The 15,349-nt window shown below is 43.0% G+C and carries 12 protein-coding genes; all 12 read left to right on the top strand.

What is annotated here, in order from left to right; translation table 11 throughout:
* The first annotated feature begins 20 nt into the window (after window positions 1–20).
* The 12 genes from MAHAU_RS09890 (at window position 21) to MAHAU_RS09835 (ending at window position 15,296) form a co-directional block, all read left to right on the top strand.
* A complete protein-coding gene (locus MAHAU_RS09890) occupies window positions 21–2,459 on the top strand; it encodes a glycogen/starch/alpha-glucan phosphorylase (protein ID WP_013781590.1) in 2,439 nt (812 codons plus the stop codon).
* Window positions 2,460–2,471: 12 nt separating this feature from the next.
* On the top strand, window positions 2,472–4,247 hold the full coding sequence (locus MAHAU_RS09885; RefSeq protein WP_013781589.1) for a glycoside hydrolase family 13 protein: 1,776 nt from the start codon (window positions 2,472–2,474) through the stop codon (window positions 4,245–4,247).
* A gap of 13 nt (window positions 4,248–4,260) precedes the next feature.
* Entirely contained in the window at window positions 4,261–5,406 is a 1,146-nt protein-coding gene (locus tag MAHAU_RS09880) for a glucose-1-phosphate adenylyltransferase (RefSeq protein WP_013781588.1), read from the top strand.
* Window positions 5,407–5,420: 14 nt separating this feature from the next.
* A complete protein-coding gene (glgD, locus tag MAHAU_RS09875; RefSeq protein ID WP_013781587.1) occupies window positions 5,421–6,542 on the top strand; it encodes a glucose-1-phosphate adenylyltransferase subunit GlgD in 1,122 nt (373 codons plus the stop codon).
* Between the two features lie 2 nt (window positions 6,543–6,544).
* Window positions 6,545–8,443, top strand: a complete 1,899-nt coding sequence (gene glgB, locus MAHAU_RS09870; protein ID WP_013781586.1) for a 1,4-alpha-glucan branching protein GlgB — start codon at window positions 6,545–6,547, stop codon at window positions 8,441–8,443.
* A gap of 38 nt (window positions 8,444–8,481) precedes the next feature.
* Entirely contained in the window at window positions 8,482–9,216 is a 735-nt protein-coding gene (locus MAHAU_RS09865; RefSeq protein ID WP_013781585.1) for a hypothetical protein, read from the top strand.
* Window positions 9,217–9,330: 114 nt separating this feature from the next.
* A complete protein-coding gene (locus tag MAHAU_RS09860) occupies window positions 9,331–9,795 on the top strand; it encodes a pyridoxamine 5'-phosphate oxidase family protein (protein WP_013781584.1) in 465 nt (154 codons plus the stop codon).
* Window positions 9,796–9,886: 91 nt separating this feature from the next.
* Window positions 9,887–11,071, top strand: coding sequence for an MFS transporter (locus tag MAHAU_RS09855; RefSeq protein ID WP_013781583.1), 1,185 nt, complete (start codon window positions 9,887–9,889; stop codon window positions 11,069–11,071).
* A gap of 187 nt (window positions 11,072–11,258) precedes the next feature.
* Complete coding sequence (locus MAHAU_RS09850) at window positions 11,259–12,068, top strand: HAD family hydrolase (RefSeq protein ID WP_013781582.1); 810 nt, start codon at window positions 11,259–11,261, stop codon at window positions 12,066–12,068.
* Window positions 12,069–12,071: 3 nt separating this feature from the next.
* Window positions 12,072–13,082: a GSU2086 family protein gene (locus MAHAU_RS09845; RefSeq protein WP_013781581.1), complete on the top strand. Its 1,011-nt coding sequence runs from the start codon at window positions 12,072–12,074 to the stop codon at window positions 13,080–13,082.
* Window positions 13,063–14,109: a bifunctional heptose 7-phosphate kinase/heptose 1-phosphate adenyltransferase gene (locus MAHAU_RS09840; protein WP_013781580.1), complete on the top strand. Its 1,047-nt coding sequence runs from the start codon at window positions 13,063–13,065 to the stop codon at window positions 14,107–14,109. The genes MAHAU_RS09845 and MAHAU_RS09840 overlap by 20 nt, the downstream gene beginning before the upstream one ends.
* Window positions 14,106–15,296 carry an ROK family transcriptional regulator gene (locus tag MAHAU_RS09835; RefSeq protein ID WP_013781579.1) on the top strand — a complete coding sequence of 397 codons (1,191 nt, stop codon included), beginning with the start codon at window positions 14,106–14,108 and terminating at the stop codon, window positions 15,294–15,296. The genes MAHAU_RS09840 and MAHAU_RS09835 overlap by 4 nt, the downstream gene beginning before the upstream one ends.
* The last annotated feature ends 53 nt before the right edge of the window (window positions 15,297–15,349 follow it).

Below are 15,349 nucleotides of genomic sequence, written 5' to 3'. Positions count from 1 at the left end.
TATAGATGTGAGGTAATCATATGCTACTAAATATAAATAAAGATAAATTCAAAAGCGATTACCAGGAGAAGTTTATAGAGATAAACGGTAAAGAATTGTCGGAAGGAGCGGATTATGATAAATATGAAGCGCTGGCCGGCTTAATAAGGGATTATGTAGCAAAATTATGGGTGGCCAGCAATAAAAAATGCTCATTTTCGCACCAAAAACAAGTATATTACTTTTCTATGGAATTCTTATTGGGCAGACTTTTAGGAACTACACTTCTCAACCTAGGTATAAGGGATATGTGTAAAGAGGCGCTTTCTGAATTGGGTATAGATCTGGATAAGCTGGAGGAATTGGAAGAGGATCAAGGTTTGGGCAATGGAGGCTTGGGTCGGCTGGCCGCGTGCTTCCTGGATTCCATGGCATCGTTGAATATATACGGCCATGGCTGCGGCATAAGATATAAGTATGGATTCTTTGAGCAGAAGATAATCGACGGGGCTCAGGTGGAAGCGCCTGACGATTGGCTGAAAAACGGTAACGTATGGGAAATAAAAAAACCCGATGAGGCTGAGATAGTTAAATTCGGGGGATATGTGGATATGATAAACCAGGGTGGACGCCTTGTATTTTATCAGAGGGATTATGAGCCGGTTATGGCAGTTCCTTATGACATACCTATAGTGGGTTATGAAAATGGCACTGTAAATACGCTTAGGCTGTGGAGCGCCGAGCCTGTTGTGGATGAATTTGACTTTTCCTCGTTCAGCAGGGGCGAATATTCAAAAGCTGTGGATTATAGGAATTCTGTAGAGGCGATTTCCCAGGTGCTTTATCCTGATGACACATTTTATGAAGGCAGGAAACTGAGGTTAAAACAGCAATACTTCTTCGTATCTGCCGGTATACAGAGCATTATAAAGAAGTTTAAAGCTTGTGGAGGCAATATAAAGGAATTGGATGACAGTATAGCTGTCCATATAAATGACACGCATCCGGCCCTTGCTATACCGGAACTCATGAGAATACTGATGGATGAAGAGGGTTTGGGATGGGATGAGGCGTGGCGTATAACCACCGATGTCATGTCGTTTACCAACCATACCATTATGCCCGAAGCTATGGAAAAATGGCCGGTATCCATGTTCCAGGAGTTGTTGCCGCGTATTTATATGATAGTCAACGAGATAAATGAGAGATTCTGCAGGCAGTTGTGGAATCTTTATACGGGGCAATGGGATAAGATAGCCAGGATGGCTATAATAGCAGACGGCTATGTGCGCATGGCCCATCTGGCAGTGGTAGGCTCACACAGCGTAAACGGCGTGGCTAAGCTGCATACTGAAATACTTAAGAAAGAGGTCATGGCGGATTTTTATTATCTGGATCCCAAAAAGTTCAACAATAAGACCAACGGTATAACGCATCGCAGATGGCTTATGAAGGCTAATCCGGGCCTTGCATCGCTGTTAAGGCAAACTATAGGGGATAGTTGGATAAGACACCCCATCGACTTGGAACGGTTTGAGAGATATGCTTATGATGGTGCTGTTCAAGCCGAGTTAGAGAGTATAAAAAAAGCTAATAAAGAGAGGTTGGCTCATTATATAAAAGAACACAATGACATAACTGTCGACCCGTCTTCTATGTTCGACTCCCATATAAAGCGCATACATGCCTATAAAAGGCAAACGCTGAATTGCCTGCGCATAATGGACCTCTATAATAGGTTGCTGGATAATCCGCATGTGAATATAGTGCCCAGGACATTCATATTTGCCGGTAAGGCAGCACCCGGTTATTATTTGGCAAAAAATATTATAGAGCTGATAAATGCTATAGCTGATAAGATAAACAATGATCCGAGGGTCAACGACCTCATGAAAGTGGTTTTTTTGGAAAATTACCGAGTATCGCTGGCTGAGGTTATAATACCGGCATCCGACCTCAGCGAACAGATATCCACTACCACCAAAGAAGCATCGGGTACCAGTAATATGAAGTTTATGATGAACGGTGCCATAACCATTGCAACGTTGGATGGGGCTAATATAGAAATACGCGATGAGGTAGGCGATGATAATATAGTCATATTTGGCCTGACCAGCAAAGAGGTGCTGAATTATTATCGAAACGGCGGTTATTCAGCGGCTGATGTAATAGAGGCTGCTCCGGCGTTAAAACGCGTGCTGGATGACCTTATAAACGGCAAATATTCTAAAGATAAGGATAAATTCCGTGCCGTATATGATAGTTTGACGACATATAACGATGAATTCTTCGTGCTAAAGGATTTCGTGCCGTACTTGGAAGCACAGGCTAGGGTGGATGAAATGTTCGAGGATCGCATTAAATGGAATAAGATGGCTATAGTAAATATAGCCCATTCTGGCATATTTTCTAGCGACAGGACCATTGAGGAATATGCCGTAGGCATATGGGGATCAGATTATTTATACAAAAATCTATAAAGAAGGGGCTTTATGATAGAGGTTTACGCCAAACATGATTCGCATGATACATTTTATCGTACGCCGTTTGGGGCGGTTAAAAGCGGCAGTACAGTGACATTGAGGATTAAAGCGGGTGGTATCGAAAACGCTGAATTAGCACTGAAGTTTTTCGACGGCAGCGAACAAATCTTATCTATGACGAAGGCTGCCGGGGCAGAAGGTCACGCTTTTGAAGGAAGGGTAGATATAGGCGATGAATATACCGGCCTTATAAATTATTATTTTATACTGTATGCAGGGCAAAATGTGCTCTATTATGGGTGCCAACAGGACGGTATGGGAGGTACGGGCAAGCTGTACGATGCGGTACCTCCGCCTTATCAAATCACGGTCTATAAAGGCTTTACCGTACCACAATGGTTTAAGGAGGGTATAGTCTATCAGATATTCGTTGATAGGTTTTTGAACGGCAATGAGGATGGCAAAGTATCAAATCCCAAGCAAAACAGTTTTATATATGGATGCTGGGACGATGACCCGATGTATATAAGAAATAAAGAGGATGATATAGAACGCTGGGAGTTCTTCGGCGGCAATCTGAAGGGCGTTATGGCAAAACTGGATTATCTTAAATCGTTAAATGTTACGGCCATATACCTAAACCCTATTTTTGAGGCCAGCAGCAATCATAAATATGATACAGGGGACTATAAAAAAATAGACCCTATGTATGGCGATGAAAGCTTGTTCAAAAAACTATGCATAGAAGCGGGCAAGAGAGGCATAAAAATAATATTGGACGGTGTGTTCAGCCATACCGGGGCTGACAGCATATATTTCAATAAATTTGGACGATATGACAGCATTGGGGCGTATCAGTCCAAAGAATCTCCTTATTATAGCTGGTACCGGTTCACACAATACCCTTATGAGTATGAATGTTGGTGGAATATAAAAAATCTTCCGAACGTTAATGAACTCGCTCCTAGTTACCAGAATTTTATAATATACGACGGTGACTCGGTATTAAAACATTGGATGAATGCGGGAGCGTACGGCTGGAGGCTGGATGTGGCAGATGAGCTGCCCGATGAATTTATAGAAGCCTTTAAGGCCGAAATGAAACAAGTGAATAAAGACAGCGTGCTTATAGGAGAGGTGTGGGAAGATGCATCAAATAAAGTGAGTTACTCCAGAAGGCGGAGATATCTTTTTGGGAACGAATTGGATTCAGTGACCAATTATCCGTTTAGGAATGCGGTTATAGGCTTTTTAAGAGGTGATATAGACTCTACAGGATTTACAAGGCGCATGATGAGCTTGTACGAAAATTATCCGCGCGAGACCTTTTGTGCGGCATTGAATGTGCTGGGCACGCACGATACCGAAAGGATATTTACTGTTTTCGAAGATAAGGGGGAAAACGCATATAAGTATGCCAAGCTGGCTGTGGTTATACAGATGACGTTTCCTGGCGTGCCGCTTATATACTATGGTGATGAAGTCGGCATCAAAGGGGGCACAGATCCGGATAATAGGAGAACATATCCATGGGGTAGAGAGAACGATGATATTTTAGCTTTTTACAAGCGAATGTCCGATTTAAGAAATACCGATATATTTGATAAAGGGGATTTTAAATTTCATCCATCCGGCAGAGATGTGTTATGCTATGAGAGGTCATATGAAGGGAGCAAAGCCTTTGTGTTTATAAACAGGAATGTTGAGAGGGCTGTATCTGTAGACGTTCCTACACAAGGGGTTAGCATAGATATAAACGCATTAGATTTTAAAATATTCATGTAAAGGGGTGCGCGTTATGAGAAAAAGGGAAGTAGTAGCGATGATATTGGCCGGAGGTCAAGGTTCGAGGCTGGGTGTTCTAACTCAGAATTTAGCTAAACCGGCCGTGCCATTTGGCGGCAGGTATAGGATAATTGATTTTACGCTGAGCAACTGCTCCAATTCCGGCATATACACTGTGGGGGTACTGACCCAATATATGCCTATGGAACTCCACACGCATATAGGGGTAGGTAGTCCCTGGGATTTGGACAGGCTGAATGGCGGGGTATTCATATTGCCGCCGCATCAGAAGGCCTCGGGGGCCAATTGGTATCAGGGCACAGCCGATGCCGTATACCAGAACATTCCCTTTATAGATGCGTATGAACCGAATCTAGTGTTGGTGCTATCGGGAGACCATATCTATAAGATGAACTATAATAAGATGATAGCATTTCATAAGGATAAAGGGGCACGATGCACCATAGCTGTTACCGATGTCCCTCTCAGCGAGGCCTCAAGATTCGGCATCATGAATACCAATGACGACCTTTCTATATACGAGTTTGAAGAAAAGCCTCGACACCCCAAGAGCACCAAGGCGTCTATGGGCATATATGTGTTTGACTGGCAATTGCTCAAAGAAGCCTTGATAGAAGATGCTAATAATCCTGAATCTGTTCATGACTTCGGTAAAAACGTTATACCGGCTATCCTGGAGCGCGGTGAGAGATTGTATGCTTACCCATTTAAAGGTTACTGGAAAGACGTGGGGACAGTGGAAAGCCTTTGGGAAGCTAACATGGATCTTTTAAGTGAAAATGATGATCTTAATATAGGTGATCCTACATGGCGCGTCTATTCGTTGGCACAAGCCATGCCGGCTCAGTATATAGGCAACGCTGCTAAAGTCCAGAATTCCATAGTGGTTGACGGATGCGAGATACACGGCGAAGTTATACATTCGGTGTTATCTACAAATGTTAAAGTAGAAAGAAATGCCAAGATAATAGATTCGGTTATAATGCCCGACGTATATATAGGTGAAAACGCTATAGTAAATAAAGCGATAGTAGGAAGTAATGCTATAATACGCAAAAACAGCGTCGTTGGTGACGGCAGAAATGTTACCGCCATAGGCCTTTATGAAGAGATAAAGACCGGTATGGTAGCTAATTAGAAAGGGGACTGAGTATGTTGAAAAATTGCATGGGCGTTATAAATCTGGACGAGAATGAGGACATGATACAGGAGCTTACACGAAACAGGCTGTTGGCTTCTGTTCCCATAGCCGGCAGGTATAGAGTGATAGACTTTATATTATCGAGTTTGAGCAATGCTGGAGTGGAGAATGTCGGTATATTTTCCAAGATGCAGTGCCGCTCATTGACCGATCATATTGGGGATGGCCGACCATGGGATTTAAACCGCAGGGTAGAGGGTATACGCGTATTCAACTTCAGTACACTGGAGCCACGCGTTGATGATGTATACAGCTTTGCCAATAATATAGAGTATTTCGAACGTTCGGCTCAAGAGTATCTTCTGCTGACGTCGTCGTATATGGTGTGCAATATAGACTTCAATGAGGTGATGGATTTTCACAAGCGATCAGGCAATGATATAACTATAGTGTATAAGCACGTCGATGATGCTCAGGATAATTTCTTTCTGTGTGAGACGCTTGACATAGGCGAGGATGGGCGCATTGAAGGTGTGGGTAGAAACATCGGCAAGGATAACGAAGCGGATATCTGCATGGAAATGTATTTAATGAGGAAATCTACCTTTATAGAAATACTTACCGAATGCGTAACCAGTGGGCGCTTTAGGAAAATAAAGAACGCTATATACAGCTCGTTGGATCGCTATAAGGTAAGGGCTTTTGGGTATAATGGATATCTCAGGTGTATAAATTCGCTGCATGCTTATTATAAGGCCAGTATGGAGCTGCTAAATCCACGCGTATATAAACAACTGTTTTTGGATGAGCGGCCCATTTATACCAAGACTACTACTGAAGTGCCTGCCAAATATCTTGAAGGCAATGTGGTAAAAAACTCTATGATAGGCAACGGTTCTATCATAGAGGGCACTGTAAAAAACAGCATATTATTCCGAAAGGTGCATGTCGGCAAAGGGACTGTGGTAAATAATTGTATAATATTTCAGGGTGCTATAATCGGCGATGGCTGTAAACTCACCAATATAATAGCTGATAAATATGTCAACATAGAACCTGGCAAAGAGCTAAAAGGCGATAAGGATATGCCTTTTGTAGTAGCAAAGAAGCGCGAATTGGTTAGAGAGGTATAAGCATGGCAAGAAATATTGTAAAAAAGGGTGATATGAAGCGCTTTCATGCCGGACAGCATTATGAATGTTATGAGTTCATGGGGGCCCATATAAGCCAAGAAGGTGGACAAAATGGTGTCCGATTCACTACCTGGGCTCCCAATGCCCGGTCGGTCAGCGTGACGGGTGATTTTAACGATTGGCACGGTGGCGAGCCATATGTTCTAGAGCGCATATCGGAAGGTGGCCTGTGGAGTGCATTTATATCTGGTATAAGCGAGGGAGATATATATAAGTATGAGATAATATCGCCCGAGGGGAAAAGGCTGCTTAAGGCCGATCCTTATGCCTTTTATGCCGAAAAACGCCCGAATACGGCGTCGATAGTGGCAAATCCGATGCCTTTTTCATGGAACGATGAAGGATGGCTGAACAAAAGGGCTCAAATAGATATATACAAAAGCCCGTTAAATATATACGAAGTGCATATGGGGTCATGGCGGCGCAAAGAAAATGGAGAATTTCTGACATATGCCGAATTGGCTAATTTATTACCTAAATATGCAAGAGATATGGGTTACACGCATATAGAACTTATGCCTATAATGGAGCATCCGCTGGATGCATCATGGGGTTACCTTATAACCGGCTATTACGCCGTGACCAGTCGATATGGTACGATAGATGAATTCAAATATTTTATAAATGCATGCCATGAAAATGGCATAGGAGTTATACTAGACTGGGTGCCTGGTCATTTCTGCAAGGATGCTCATGGCTTATATCGCTACGATGGTACACCTTTATACGAATATCAGGATCCGAGAAGGGCAGAGACCGAGGGATGGGGAGCGGCTAATTTTGACCTCGGGCGACCCGAGGTCAAAAGCTTCCTTATATCCAATGCCTTCTATTGGCTTAAAGAATTCCATGTAGACGGCTTTAGAGTGGATGCAGTAGCCAATATGCTTTACCTTGACTATGGCAAACAGGATGGGCAGTGGGTTCCGAATATATACGGTGGTCGGGAAAATCTCGAATCCATCGGGTTCTTGCATCAGCTAAACGAGGCGCTGTTTAAAGAATACCCAGATCTCATAATGATAGCCGAGGAGTCAACGACGTGGCCCATGGTCAGCAAACCCGTATATGTAGGCGGCCTGGGCTTTAATTTTAAATGGAATATGGGTTGGATGAATGATACATTGAAGTATATAACCATGGATCCTATATACCGCAAGTATTACCATAGCTTGATGACATTTTCCATGATGTATCATTATTCTGAGAACTTTATATTGCCCATATCGCACGACGAGGTGGTGCACGGCAAAAAGGCCCTGGTAGATAAGATGTGGGGCGATTACTGGAACAAATTCGCAGGTCTTCGCGCCTACATGTTGTATATGTATACCCATCCGGGCAAGAAGACCATCTTCATGGGTTGTGAATTCGCGCAATTTATCGAATGGCGCTTTTATGAGCAGCTCGAATGGTTCCTTATAGAGCGTTTCGATATGCATAAAAAAATACATGATTTTTTCAAAACGCTGAATCATTTCTATTTGGAGAATCCAGCGCTGTGGCAGCTCGATTATTATGCCGAAGGGTTTGAATGGATAGACCCGAACAATACCGAGCAGAGCATATTTGTATATATGCGCAAAACCGACCATCCGTCGGATACGTTGGTGATAATATGCAACTTTACGCCGATAGTATATTATGATTATAAGATAGGCGTGCCGTATCCGGGCGCATATGATGAGGTACTCAATACCGATGACATCGGCTTCGGCGGTTCGGGACAGGTGATGGGTCAGACGCTTTATGCAGAGGAAGGCAGGTGGCATAATCAGGATTACCATTTAACGATAAAGGTCCCGCCGATGGCCGGTGTTGTATTAAAGGCACATTTTTGATATAATAAAACAATAGTAAAATTATGGAGGGATCGGATATGGTGCGTGAATGGATTAAAAAGGCTCCTTTTCCTGCAATAATGTCAATAATCTCATTGGCATGGTTTATAGTGGCATATTTATTGGTAACTGTGAGATCAATCGAACCGTATTATTTAGAGGGATTAATATTTGCTATCCCCTTTGTTTTATTCGCTGTGACCACTTTTTTTACTGTGAAGGGGAAATTAAAGATCGGTGTGTCATCTATAATAACAGGAATATTAATTTTTGTTTTGGGTTTTGTGCAATTATCCGCCTTTGCATATATATCCTTTGATGCAGTGACAACCGCGACAACCGATACCGATAAATATCAAAGGATTTTAAAGCTTACAGATTATCCAAACAATCCTTTAACAGAAGAATTTCCAAATAAGATTCCGGGCAATGCAAAAAATGTTACATTTATCTATAATCCTGCTTTTTTGCAGGGCAGTGAAATATTTGGTTTAAAGTTTCAGACGGATCCAGATTCCATTCAAAATTATATTAATGAATTTTCTGAGATAGCGAGGTGGATAGGAGACCCAGAAGATAGTGAAGCCGAGAAAAATGGTATAATTTCAGGCCCATTTGATGTTTTGGAATATGAAAATTTGCCGGAAAATTTTACAATTTATTTGATTGATAGCAAGCCTTATCAGCTAAATGATTGGAACCACGGTGAGTTAAGCCTCGTTGCTATCAGCAAGCAAAGAAATGAGATAATATTTCTTGCAGAAGATTGGTAACAACCTTCCGGTTGCTCGACATTATTTTCGTACCACTTGTCGTAGACGAATTTTACGACCTGGCGGTACGAGAAATATTGATTAATGAAAAAGCGGTGATAGGGAGATGAAAATATGTTCAAAGATATGAGAAGGAAGGATAGAAATATCGATAACAAACAAGCTATTAAACTATTGGAAAGCGGTCAATTCGGTATCTTATCGACAGTTGGTGAAAATGGGTATGCATACGGAGCCCCGCTGAACTATGTATACCATGATGGAAGCATTTATTTCCATTCTGCTGTAGAAGGAAGTAAGTTAGATAATATTAAGTATAACAATAAAATCTCTTTTTGTGTAGTCGGCAATACAGAACCACTGCCCGATAAGTTCAGTTACAGGTATGAGAGCGTAATTGTATTTGGACGAGCGATAGAAGTCTTTGATAAGGAAAAGGAAAATGCTTTGCTTGAGCTTGTTCAGAAATATTCTAAAGCGTTTATTGAGGAAGGGATTAAATATATTGAAAAAAATAGCATTAACACGAAAGTCATTAAAATCAGTATTGAGCATATGACTGGAAAAGCAAGGCGGTGACTTTTTTGCTTTTATATGATAAAATATGATTCTACTGCTTTGAGGCGGAGCAGTGATTATATTTTGCGAAACGGTGGGAGAAAGGAACTATATGCATATAAAAGATAACTATAACCATACGCTCTATGCAAGCTATATCGGATATATCACTCAGGCGATTGTCAATAATTTTGCGCCACTATTGTTCTTGACCTTTCAAAATACATACCAAATTCCTCTAAATAAAATAACGTTGCTTGTAACCATAAATTTCGGGATTCAGTTGATCGTCGACTTGATATCGGCAAAATTTGTGGACAAGATAGGCTATAGGACGTCTATAGTGCTGGCTCATATCTTCGCTGCGTTTGGGCTGGTGGGACTTGGTGTTTTCCCCGAAATATTCTCTGACCCATATATAGGGCTTCTCCTTGCTATCTTTATTTATGCCATTGGCGGCGGATTGATTGAGGTACTGGTGAGCCCGATTGTGGAAGCTTGTCCGACCGATAAAAAATCTGCGGCTATGAGCCTGTTGCATTCATTTTATTGCTGGGGATACGTTTTTGTGGTGATCGGCTCCACATTGTTTTTTGTTACTTTTGGTATTGAAAATTGGAAAGTCCTTGCTTTCACATGGGCAATTGTGCCATTGCTAAATGCATTCTATTTTTCGCAGGTGCCTATTACCACTTTAACTGAGGATGGCGAAGGCATGTCTATTAAGAAACTATTATCCTTAAATCTATTTTGGCTATTTATACTGTTAATGATCTGTTCCGGAGCTTCCGAACAGGCAATGAGCCAATGGGCTTCGGCTTTTGCAGAATCGGGTTTGAGGGTACCTAAAACCGTCGGGGATCTTGCAGGTCCATGCATATTTGCAGCGCTTATGGGAATATCCCGTATCGTTTATTCTAAATTCAGCGAAAGAATTAATTTGCAAATGTTTATGATTGCCTGCGGCTGCTTTTGCATGGTTAGTTATTTGTTGGCAGTATTTTCACCTTGGCCTATTCTGGCTTTCATCGGTTGCGACCTATGCGGGCTATCTGTAGGTATTCTTTGGCCAGGTACATTCAGCCTCGCATCTGCAAAATTTCCAAAGGGCGGTACGGCGATGTTTGCGCTTTTAGCCCTCGCGGGCGACTTTGGCTGTTCATCGGGGCCGACCGTTGTCGGAATGGTATCGGACCATATGGGAAACAGCTTGAGAGCAGGGTTGTTTGCGGCTATCGCTTTTCCTTTTTTGCTTACTTTGGGACTCGTTTTATACAAAAGATTAACAAAAATATAGCTGTGACTATTCATTGGTTATTACGCATAGGCGAGGGTAACGATTAGCCTCAAGGCAATTTTGTTAAACGAGTTGACAAATGCTTATGCTCGCTATATACTTATAGCAACTTGGGTGCTGCCGAGAGATTAGCAGGCAATATCCTTCTTGCAGAGGAATATCAGAGAGGGCATTGAGGGGTGAAATTATGGAGATTTTAGAGGAATTATCAAAAGACAGGCCGAGGATTAGAGCAGCGCTTTTTGACTTCGACGGCACAATATCCACGCTCAGGCATGGCTGGGAAAGCATAATGGAACCGTTCATGATAGAGATGATAACAGGCGGCACGCCGTCGGATGACGAGCTTATAAGAGAAGTAAGGGAATATATCGATGCTTCGACCGGTATTCAGACCATTTTTCAAATGCAGTGGCTTGCGGATGCCGTAAAAAGATATCGAAGAAATCCTTATGCTCCTGAAGATCCATGGCAGTATAAAGCCGAATATAACCGAAGGTTGATGGAACCCGTTAAAAAGAGGATAACGACAATACTTTCCGGGGGAAAATCACCGGAGGGCTATTTGATCAAGGATAGTATGAAATTCTTAAAGGCACTTGATGAATGCGGTGTAGATATCTATGCGGCCAGCGGCACCGATGATGTCGACGTGGTCAATGAAGCGCATGTTCTGGGTGTGGACGGCTACTTCAAGGAGATAGCCGGAGCACCGGAAGGCAGGGCGGATTGCTCAAAGGAGGCGGTATTGAAAAGGTTGATAAATGATTATGGACTCAGGGGCCCGGAGGTTGTGGTCATTGGGGATGGAAAAGTTGAGATCGCGTTGGGCCGAGAGGTAGGCGCGGTTACTATAGGCGTGGCGAGCAATGAAGAGAAACGCTGCGGCGTAAACCCTACAAAAAGGCAGAGGCTTATCACAGCAGGAGCCCATGCTATAGTAGGTGATTTTGAAAAGACCTGTGAGATTTTAAAGTGGCTTGGATTGGAGGAGTGACAAATGGAGGATAAAAATGTAAAGATACCCGGCCAATTGGATTTTTCCAATATCAAGACGTATCCAGTAAGCCAGAGGAAGAACCTTGTGACCATAGATAACATGGCTGTGCCGGACAGGGATCCGATACCTGATTGGGACCAAGAAGGATTTGACGAATTGATAGGCAGGATGGCTGAAGCAAGGCAAAACGGCAGAGCCGTGATATGGTCGATGGGAGCGCATGTGATCAAAAACGGCTTATCGCGGTATATCATAGAGCTCATAAAAAGAGGACTTATTACACATATATCCGGTAATGGGGCATGTAGCATACATGACTTTGAGTTGGCTTTCAATGGCGGAACTTCGGAAGATGTACCTACAGCTATAGAAGACGGTTCCTTCGGCATGTGGGAGGAAACGGGCAGATGGATGAATGAGGCCATACGGCAGGGTGCCGCAAAGAGCCTTGGTTATGGTGAGAGCCTTGCGGTATATATTGATAAACATCCGGAAAGGTTTCCGTATAAAGAAGATTGCATATTGTATCAAGCCTATAAAAACGATGTCCCAGCCACTTATCATATCGCTTTGGGTACCGATATTATTCATCAGCATCCCATAGTGGATTTTGAGGCGATAGGCAAAGCCAGCGGCATCGATTTCCACAAATACTGTTACTCCGTTTCCCGGATGGATGAAGGGGTATTCTTGAACTTCGGTTCGGCGGTCATAGGGGCTGAGGTGTTTCTGAAAGCACTATCTATTGCGAGGAATCTGGGATACCCTACATACCATATAACAACCGCAAATTTTGACATTATCGATTTGGGAGATTACCAGGCAAAGATAGGATATGATGATCCGCATTATTATTATCGGCCGCGCAAAAACATCGTCAACCGGCCGACCAGCATGGGCGGCAAAGGCTGGCATTTCTGCGGAGATCACAAGCAAACCATACCGAATTTATATAAAAGACTGACAGAGAAATTGCCGGAGGTGGAACGCGGTGTCAAGGATTACCTATAAAATTATAGGCGGCATCGATAGCAAGCGGGCGAAGGATATATTGGATGGCATAGGCACGCTGAAAGTGGCGATTGTAGGCGATATTGCTCTCGATGTATATTGGCGGGCAGATATGACCAAAAGCGAGCTTTCAAGAGAGACACCGCATTTCCCCTTGCCGGTGATACAGGAGTGGATGTCGCCAGGAGGTGCTGGTAACGTGGCTGCGAATGTGGCTGCTTTAAGCCCTTTGAAAGCCTGTATGATCGGGATTATAGGCGATGATTGGAGGGGGGATGTGCTTTATAAGGAGCTGAAAAAGAGGGGCGTAGATACGACAGGGGTGATAAAAGGCGTGGATCGTGTAACCAATGCATACTGCAAACCATTAAGGAGAGGCATATCCGATGTGGAGTATGAGGATCCAAGAATCGACTTTGAAAATTTCCGTCCATTAGCTGAAACTGATGAACAAAGATTGACGAATAAAATAGAAAGCATAGCCGCGGATTCGGATGTGTTATGTGTGACCGATCAAATGAGGTTCGGGTGCATTACGCTGGCTATAAGAGACAAGATAACGGAACTTTCATCAAAAGGCGTGAAAGTAATCGTAGACAGCAGGGACAGGATCGGCTTGTATAATAACGTGATATTGAAGCCCAATGATGTAGAGGCTTATAGGGCTATGAACAGCGATAAAGATCCAAGGGATGCTACTGTTGATCAACTCATAGAGACAGCATTGGCGCTCTCGAAGAGAAATCGTTCACCAGTGTGCATGACGTTGGGGGCGAGAGGGTGTATATATATTGAAGGCAGTGAGGCCTATTATATACCTTCGCCTGAGATAGAACCGCCTATAGACACGTGCGGTGCCGGAGATACCTTTCTTTCGGCCTTCTCATGCGCTTTGGCTTTGGGAGCTGAGGGATATGAAGCCGCTGCTATAGCAAATATAGCCGCAAGCATTACTATCAAGAAAATAGGCGTGACAGGTACGGCTACTATAGAAGAAATAAAGGCGCGGGTAGTGTCAAATACATGAAAAATGCGGCACGTAATTCTCAATATATGAAGATGAGCAACAGACGGCGGATTTTGAACATTATACGCAAACAAAGGGTCTTTAGAGCCGAACTTGCGCGGCAAACAGGTCTTACACGCGCTGCTGTGACAAATATAGTAGATGAGTTGAAGCAGGAAGGCATTGTCATTGAAAAGGAAGTCGGTGAGGCTGATTACGGCAGAAAACCGATTATTCTCGATATAAATGAGAATAGCTATTATGCCTTTGGGCTTTATTTATCCCGTGCCGGTTGCTCATTGGGGGTAGTAAACTTAAAAGGCGGTGTGGTAATAAGAAAGCAAATAGATATTTCGCACATCAGCAGCGCTGATGATGCTTTAATGATCATAGTTACAGAAATAGAAAGCTGTATAGCAGAAACGGGCGTTGGGCGCGATAGGATTTTGGGGCTTGGCGTTAGTGCGCCCGGCCCGCTCGACAGCGCTGCCGGTATTATACTCGATCCACCTAACTTCGATATATGGAGAGGCATTAAAATTTCAGAGCGGCTGGGGGAAAAGCTCAATATGGAGGTTTCCCTTGAAAATAATTCTTCTACACTGGCATTAGCCGAAAAAGATTACGGTGTGGGAAAAGATTTTCGCAATTTTATGCTCCTGGTGGTGGATACTGGTATAGGTGCAGGCATCGTCATCGACGATAAACTGTATAAAGGCGTAGGTGGATTCGGCGGCGAGGTAGGACATATATCTATAGATATCAATGGGAGATGCTGTAATTGTGGTAATAAAGGCTGCTTGGAAGCATATGCCTCCATATCGGCGGTGCTGAAAGATGTGGCTGACGTTCGTAAGGATATAAGGACATGGGAAGCTATCGTTGATCAGGCTATTGCCGGGGATCCGTTTTGCAAAGGCATTGTAGAAAAAGAAGCGGCTTATCTATCCGCAGGTATAGTTAACGTGTTGAATGTGCTGGAATTGGAGGCTGTGATTTTGACTGGTTATATTAAGTATAAACCGGAAATATTGCTCGCGAGTATCAGGAACACTGTTAACGCGACATCTATTACAAGAGGCATATGCGATAAAAAGATCTATATGTCATCTTTGCCGGACGATATTGACATTGTGTCGGCTGCTTCGTTGATCATAAACGAATTCTATAGCCTCGGCGGTGCAAAAAATGAAGTTGAACAGCGCTAAATTCAATCATCTTCATAACTTGACATACCATTATCTTTCTGTTAAACTTATCG

The organism is Mahella australiensis 50-1 BON (assembly GCF_000213255.1).
GTDB classification, from domain to species: domain Bacteria; phylum Bacillota; class Clostridia; order Mahellales; family Mahellaceae; genus Mahella; species Mahella australiensis.
Note: the sequence above shows the minus strand (reverse complement) of the source record. Positions and strands in the feature narration are given on the sequence as shown.

Excerpts from the sequence above, each read along its gene's own strand:
- MAHAU_RS09835 (WP_013781579.1), top strand. The coding sequence starts at position 14,106 with ATGAAAAATGCGGCACGTAATTCTCAATATATGAAGATGAGCAACAGA.
- MAHAU_RS09845 (WP_013781581.1), top strand. The coding sequence starts at position 12,072 with ATGGAGGATAAAAATGTAAAGATACCCGGCCAATTGGATTTTTCCAAT.
- glgD (WP_013781587.1), top strand. The coding sequence starts at position 5,421 with ATGTTGAAAAATTGCATGGGCGTTATAAATCTGGACGAGAATGAGGAC.
- MAHAU_RS09865 (WP_013781585.1), top strand. The coding sequence starts at position 8,482 with ATGGTGCGTGAATGGATTAAAAAGGCTCCTTTTCCTGCAATAATGTCA.
- glgB (WP_013781586.1), top strand. The coding sequence starts at position 6,545 with ATGGCAAGAAATATTGTAAAAAAGGGTGATATGAAGCGCTTTCATGCC.
- MAHAU_RS09860 (WP_013781584.1), top strand. The coding sequence starts at position 9,331 with ATGTTCAAAGATATGAGAAGGAAGGATAGAAATATCGATAACAAACAA.
- MAHAU_RS09880 (WP_013781588.1), top strand. The coding sequence starts at position 4,261 with ATGAGAAAAAGGGAAGTAGTAGCGATGATATTGGCCGGAGGTCAAGGT.
- MAHAU_RS09850 (WP_013781582.1), top strand. The coding sequence starts at position 11,259 with ATGGAGATTTTAGAGGAATTATCAAAAGACAGGCCGAGGATTAGAGCA.
- MAHAU_RS09890 (WP_013781590.1), top strand. The coding sequence starts at position 21 with ATGCTACTAAATATAAATAAAGATAAATTCAAAAGCGATTACCAGGAG.
- MAHAU_RS09855 (WP_013781583.1), top strand. The coding sequence starts at position 9,887 with ATGCATATAAAAGATAACTATAACCATACGCTCTATGCAAGCTATATC.
- MAHAU_RS09885 (WP_013781589.1), top strand. The coding sequence starts at position 2,472 with ATGATAGAGGTTTACGCCAAACATGATTCGCATGATACATTTTATCGT.